At 55.7% G+C, this 772-nt stretch carries 1 protein-coding gene; it reads left to right on the top strand.

The genetic code is table 11. The features are described 5' to 3' along the window. Positions 1-284: 284 nt before the first annotated feature. Positions 285-772 (top strand): ABC transporter substrate-binding protein (locus D6877_RS23110; RefSeq protein WP_241662944.1); only part of this gene is annotated, 488 nt, incomplete at its 3' end.

The following is a 772-nucleotide window of genomic DNA, read 5'->3' on the forward strand; positions in this document are numbered from 1 at the left end:
ATCCCCAAGGGTATAAATAAGTAACACCAAGCCCCACCCAAGCGCACCCGACACCTCCAGCGCACCATTTCAGTGCCCCGAATGCACCGCAAAAACCACCCGCAAACGGTCAAATGCGTCAAAAGTTATACGGATGCGACATTAAGGTACGTTCGTGCCACCGTTTAACGCCGCCGACCGCTCTGGATCTTGCATTGGGTATGGGGCCTGCATAAGTATCCGCAGGCACGACTCACGAGGTCGTACCTCACAACTAAAAAATGACAACAAATCATGAGGCCAACATGCTTAAACACGCGGTCATTCCGTTTCTAGTCGGCGCAGGCTTGTTAGCCTCCGCACCTTTCGCCACCGCTGCGACTAACCTGGTGTTCTGCTCCGAAGGGAGCCCGGCCGGTTTTGATCCAGGCCAGTACACCACCGGAACCGACTTCGACGCCTCAGCCGAAACCATGTTCAACCGCCTGACCCAGTTCGAGCGCGGCGGCACCGCCGTGATTCCTGGCCTGGCGACCAAGTGGGACATTTCCGATGATGGCCTGACCTACACCTTCCACCTGCGTGAAGGCGTCAAGTTCCACACCACCCCGTATTTCAAGCCGACTCGTGAATTCAACGCCGACGACGTGCTGTTTACTTTCAACCGCATGATCAACAAGGACGACCCGTTCCGTAAGGCGTACCCGACCGAATTCCCGTACTTCACCGACATGGGGATGGACACCAACATCACCAAGATCGATAAAGTCGACGACCACACCGTCAAGTTCAC

The organism is Pseudomonas sp. Sample_9, assembly GCF_004307535.1.
GTDB lineage: Bacteria > Pseudomonadota > Gammaproteobacteria > Pseudomonadales > Pseudomonadaceae > Aquipseudomonas > Aquipseudomonas mercuritolerans.